We start from the raw sequence: 5,759 nt of genomic DNA, 5'->3' as shown, positions 1-5,759 counted from the left end.
GTATAAAGAATTTAAAGTATTACACCTGAAAAATCCCCTTCCGCTTCAATCACAATGTTAAAAATCAACAATAACTTTTAACACATTCATTAAAAAAAGAAGCTACCAAGCAGTTTGAGCAGCTCATTAAGTGGATTAGTATAAGATTTGATCTTGTGCCATTTCGGTCCGCTTAAGGTATATTTAAGTATTCGTGGACATGAAAACCTCTATTTTCAACTTTTAATAAGCTTATATGATTCTTAAATGTTTATAGAATGGTTATCTATTTTTCCTACATTACTGCTTATTTTAGGAACAATAGGTTCAACTTTGCCAAGCCAAAAGAGATAGGTTAATGCACCGATTAAGGTGGCAGTTCCTGACACTATAAGTGCAGGGGTAAATGAGTGGGTAGTAGAAATTATAAAACCGGTTACAATCGGACCCAAAATGCCACCCATATTTGATACACAGTTTTGAAGTCCTCCAACAACTGAAGTCATATTTACAGGGGCTACGTCTCCAGGAAGTGACCAAATAGCACAAGCTGCAGTCGTTAAACCCGCATAGGAAATCGATAGTAAAGCGATAGAAAGAACAGCTGAATTAACCAGCCCCGCAAAAGCAATCGAGGTTGCCAATAACATACCACCACCTAGATTCAATTTACGAACAAAGGTTAAGGAATAGCCTTTAGAATAAAGATGGTCGGAAAACCAACCCGCTAAAAGTTCAGCAACTAGACCAAAGAGTGGAGGAATCATGGATACCCAACCCATTTTCATCAATTGGAAGCCGCGTTCTTGTACAAGATACGTCGGGAACCAAGTGATAAAGAAATAAATGGCATAGTTTAACATGAAAAACCCAACACACATTGCTAAAATATTACGGTATTTAAGAAGTTGATACCATTTCATCGGCTGCTCTTTAGCAAGACCTTCCTTTTTTACCTGACCATCACGAATATAGGTTAATTCTTCTTTGTTTACATATAAATGCTTTTCCGGATCACGATAATAGGCCCACCAAACGGCTACCCAAATTAATCCTAACAGACCAGATACAATAAACGGAACTTTCCATCCAAAATCAGTCATTAACCAAACAACAAACGGCATGGCTATTGCCGTACCCACTTTAGAACCACTGTCGAAAATAGCAGACACTCTTGTACGTTCTTTATCAGGGAACCATTTTGCAGTCACACCGGCATTGCTTGGATATGCTCCTGCCTCACCCATTCCCAATAAGGAACGAAATATGATGAGGGATTTCATTCCTTGGCTAACAGCTGTCAATGCCGTAGCAATGGACCACCAGGCAACGCTTAAAGCAAGTGAGAACCGCTGTCCCACTTTATCAGCCAGCCAACCTGCAGGAATTTGAAACAACGCATAGGTCCAAAAGAAAGCAGACATGACTATTCCCATTTCAGCCGCATTTATTCCAAATTCCTTCATTATAGACGGAGTGGTGGCAGATAGGACTGTACGGTCCAAATAATTAATGGCTATGGCTGCCCACATGAAGATGGCGATTTTCCATCGAACTTTTGTTCTCTTTTGATTTATCTCTCTCATTTTAAAACCTCCTATTATTGAAATCGCTTCCAAATTAAATTAAGAATATTATAACAATTTCAGGCATTCCTTGGTTAATCAATTGATAGATAGCCATCGTGCAAAATCTAGAGAGGATAAAATTCTGAGTCTTACAATTTTCTGCTTTATTTCTAATCATTTAAACACGATCGCAACATTAATAAATGAACCTTTTTAACTTAATGCAGTCCCCCTAAAATCTAAGAAGATTTTAGGGGTTTAATGTAATCTATCTTTCTATGCTTTTACTAATACTGTTTTGATTGCAGTAAAGAATTCGACCGCAGCCTGGCCCTGCTCACGGGAGTGCGAGCTGGACTGTTTCATGCCGCCGAAGGGTGCCTGTAATTCAACACCCGCAGTTTCCGCGTTAATCCGTACAAGTCCTGCCTCGATGTCGTTGATAAACGACATCATGGTGCCAATATCTTTTGTATAAATGGAGGCACTAAGCCCGTACTCGACATCATTAGCCTGCGTTAACGCTTCTTCAATTGATTCCACTTTAATTAGTGCCAGCACCGGACCAAAGATCTCCTCCTGGGCAATGACCATTCCATTTGTAACCTCTTCAAATATGGCCGGCTGGACAAAAAAGCCGTTTTCGCCTCCGTTCTCCGTGTACCGTTCACCGCCGTATATCAATCTTGCACCCTCTGCTTTTCCTTTTTCAATATAAGAGAGAACGGTTTTCATCTGATTCTCACTGGCACATGGTCCCATCCATGAATTGCCTTCCATGCCGTTTCCAATTGTAATTTCTTTAACCTGCTCAAGCAGCTTCTCTTTAAATGCATCGTATACCTCTGCCTGAACGAATACCCGGCTTGTAGCAGTACATTTTTGTCCTGTCGAACGAAGGCCGCCGTTAATTGTTCCTTCTACCGCCAGATCTAAATCCGCATCTGCTGTAATAATAACAGGATTTTTCCCGCCCATTTCCAGCTGATATTTTGCTCCGCGGGCCAGAGCTGCCTGACCAATTTGTTTCCCAGTTGCATTGGAGCCTGTAAACGTAATGCCGATTACGTCTGAATGGTTGACAATTGCTGTGCCGACTTCAGATCCAGCCCCGGTAACCATATTGACTATACCAGCCGGGATGCCGGCCTCATGCATACACTCCATAATCTTTGCTGCTGTAACAGCTGCTTCCTGTGCCGGTTTAATCACAACAGTATTCCCATAAATCAAGGCAGGGGCCATCTTCCAGATTGGAATGGCTACCGGAAAATTCCAAGGAGAAATTACACCGATGACTCCAAGCGGAACGCGTGTCGTAAACATTAATGCCTTGCTGTCAGTGGATGGTATCACATCACCCGCTTTACGCAGCCCCTCACCAGCATAGTAACGGAGGATAGCAATCCCGCGCATTGTCTCTCCTTTTGCTTCAGGGAACGTTTTACCCATCTCTCTTGTCATCGTTTCGGCTACCTCTTCAAGACGCTTTTCCAGACAATTTGCTATTTTATAGAGATAATCACCTCGTTCTGCTCCTGAAAGACGGCGCCATTCTTTTTGCGCTCTCTTGGCCGCAGCCACTGCCCTGTCAACATCTTCCCCTGTCGAGCACTGTACGTAGCCGACGATTTCATTTTTATTGGCAGGATTAATGGCTGCGCCGACTTTATTTCTGATGGATGATACCCATTCTCCGTTAATATAGTTAAGATGGGTTTTTACCTGAACTGAAGTGGTCATGATTAAAACTCCTTTCCATATTCCTAAAATGTAGGGCCAATGCGCCAAATACCAAAATCATACTGTTTCAGAATTTCTGCTTTCGTCAGCTTTCCAGAAGCAACAAGCTCAATTTCATCAAAAATATGCTGGCCAACCGACTCAATTGAATCAATGCCTTCGATAATCGTTCCGGCATTCAAATCGATGTTATCTCCCATTCTTTCAAAAATTCCAGTGTTGGTTGCAATTTTAAGAACAGGAGCAATAGGTGATCCGGTAGGTGTACCTCTTCCTGTAGTAAACAAAACGATTTGGGCTCCACCAGCCACCATCCCCGTTAACTGTTCAATATCATGTCCCGGTGTATCCATCCAAACCAGACCTTTTTTGGATGGGACTTGTGCGTAATCGATCACTTCTTGTAAAGGGCTGCTGCCAGACTTATTGGAAGCACCTAACGATTTTTCTTCGAGAGAACTCAACCCTCCCTTGATATTTCCAGGGCTTGGATTCCCTGTACGGATATCTACTCCCATCATGATGGCACGATTTTCCATAGCACCGATTACTTCATATACTCGCTTGGCTGTCCTGTCATCGACTGCACGTTGTGCCAATAAATGTTCAGCACCAATTAGTTCTGTTGTTTCGGCTAAAATCGCAGTACCTCCGTGATCAACAAGCATATCGCTAACGACCCCTACTGCTGGATTGGCTGATAGACCGGAACATGCATCCGAACCGCCGCACTCGGTCCCGATAATGAGCTCACTGAAATCACAGAGTTCCTTCATTTGGGCGGAAGCATCCTGTACCATTTTCACTGCTATTCTAGATCCTTCAGCGATGGCACCAAGTGTTCCATTGTGGTCCTGAATGGAAACCACTTCAACAGGCTTTCCTGTCTTGGCTATCTCTCCTGCAACACTGCGTGCTTGATGGGTTTCGCAGCCAAGTCCTAGAACTACCACGCCATAAACATTCGGATTGGCCCCCATTCCTACATAAGTTCGGAATGTTTGATCATAATCTACACCTACCTGTGCACATCCATGCTGATGTATAAAAGAGACCGTGCCTTGCACTAATTCGGTAATTTGTTTTGCTGCCTGGGTTGCACAAGTAATCGTAGGCAAAATTAACACGTGGTTTCTTACCCCTACTTGACCGTTTGGGCGCCTATATCCCCAAAACTTCTTTCCACTATTCAACTTTATCCCCCCTGCCTCTTTTTCCTTCCAGATTGTGAATATGAACATGTTCACCAATATCAATCGTTGTAGTGGCTGAACCAATCACTTCACCATATTTAAGAATATCCTCCCCTTTGGAGATCGATTTGACAGCGAATTTATGCCCGAATTCAATTTTTTCCTTTAATTCAATGTCAAAGCTGTTCCCCTGGCATGTGACCTTGACATGACTCCCTGCTGGAATACCCTCTAAAGCCACAGCCACTTTATCATTCGGCTTCATCATCACCGTTTTAAAAGCTGTACTCATCTTAAATCTCCCCTGCTTTATATTGGTCTTCTTTTAAAAATAGTTAGTGAATGGCTTACAAATTGTGTACAACGTTTTTTGCAAGATAGACAGTATTTTGTAAAACCCCAATATCAGATATGTCAATTTCTATTTGGTCTCCATCTACTAACGTAAATTCATTTGGGGGAACAATACATGTGCCTGTCAATAAAACAGTGCCGTTAAAAATCTGATTATCTTTAAGGAGATATGAAACAAGCTCGTCAAATTTCCTCTTTAACTGGCGGGTATTAGCGCTCCCTTCCACCACTTTTTCGCCGTTCCGATAGATTCTGCAGGTAATTTCAAATTGATAAGGATCTCGAACCGCTTCAGATAGAAGAATGGCTGGACCAATAGAACAGGAATTTCTCCAGATTTTTGCCTGGGGTAAATAAAGCGGGTTTTCCCCCTCAATATCACGGCAGCTGAGGTCATTTCCAATGGTATAACCTAAAATTTCTCCCTCGCTATTAATGACAAGCCCTAATTCCGGCTCAGGGATTTGCCATTGGGAATCACTTCGAAGATATAGCTTATCATTTGGACCCACTGTCCTAGCGGCTGTGGATTTAAGAAAAATTTCAGGACGTTTGGCATCATAGACCTTGTCATAGACAGTGGTTAAACCGTTTATACCATCAATAGATTCGAAGTTTCTGGCGTCCCTGCTTCTTTCATATGTAACACCGGCCGCCCACACTTCAGGAGCTTCAATCGGAACGAGCAATGTTAGTTTATCTAGAGATTGTGATATTGGATCTAAGGTAGAGATAGCGTTTTCAACAAAGTGAAGAAGAGAAGTATCATGATCTTTTGCTTGCTGAGCTAACTCAAAGAAGTCTTTTTGCGGCAGTGAATAGATACGCCCCTCATTTGTTAAAGCAGCAAGAACTGGAACTGACTTTTCATTTAAATAAGAAATAATACGCATATAGTCCTCCTTTTAAATAATAATTACAG

The 5,759-nt window shown here is 42.1% G+C and carries 5 protein-coding genes; all 5 read right to left on the bottom strand.

The window, feature by feature from the left end:
* Positions 1-242 precede the first annotated feature (242 nt).
* Entirely contained in the window at positions 243-1,565 is a 1,323-nt protein-coding gene (locus V7137_RS24165; RefSeq protein WP_335700428.1) for an MFS transporter, read from the bottom strand.
* A 258-nt stretch (positions 1,566-1,823) separates the two neighbouring features.
* Positions 1,824-3,290 (bottom strand): alpha-ketoglutaric semialdehyde dehydrogenase GucD, encoded by a 1,467-nt coding sequence (gucD, locus tag V7137_RS24160; RefSeq protein ID WP_335700427.1) that lies wholly within the window; start codon positions 3,288-3,290, stop codon positions 1,824-1,826.
* A 23-nt stretch (positions 3,291-3,313) separates the two neighbouring features.
* Positions 3,314-4,483: a UxaA family hydrolase gene (locus V7137_RS24155; RefSeq protein ID WP_335700426.1), complete on the bottom strand. Its 1,170-nt coding sequence runs from the start codon at positions 4,481-4,483 to the stop codon at positions 3,314-3,316.
* Entirely contained in the window at positions 4,476-4,775 is a 300-nt protein-coding gene (locus tag V7137_RS24150; RefSeq protein WP_335700425.1) for a UxaA family hydrolase, read from the bottom strand. The genes V7137_RS24155 and V7137_RS24150 overlap by 8 nt, the downstream gene beginning before the upstream one ends.
* A gap of 55 nt (positions 4,776-4,830) precedes the next feature.
* Positions 4,831-5,730, bottom strand: a complete 900-nt coding sequence (locus tag V7137_RS24145) for a fumarylacetoacetate hydrolase family protein (protein ID WP_335700424.1) — start codon at positions 5,728-5,730, stop codon at positions 4,831-4,833.
* Positions 5,731-5,759 lie beyond the last annotated feature (29 nt).

The sequence above is a fragment of the Neobacillus drentensis genome (assembly GCF_036962765.1).
In the GTDB taxonomy this organism is placed as follows: domain Bacteria; phylum Bacillota; class Bacilli; order Bacillales; family Cytobacillaceae; genus Neobacillus; species Neobacillus drentensis_C.
This window is presented reverse-complemented; position numbering and strand designations above follow the sequence as displayed.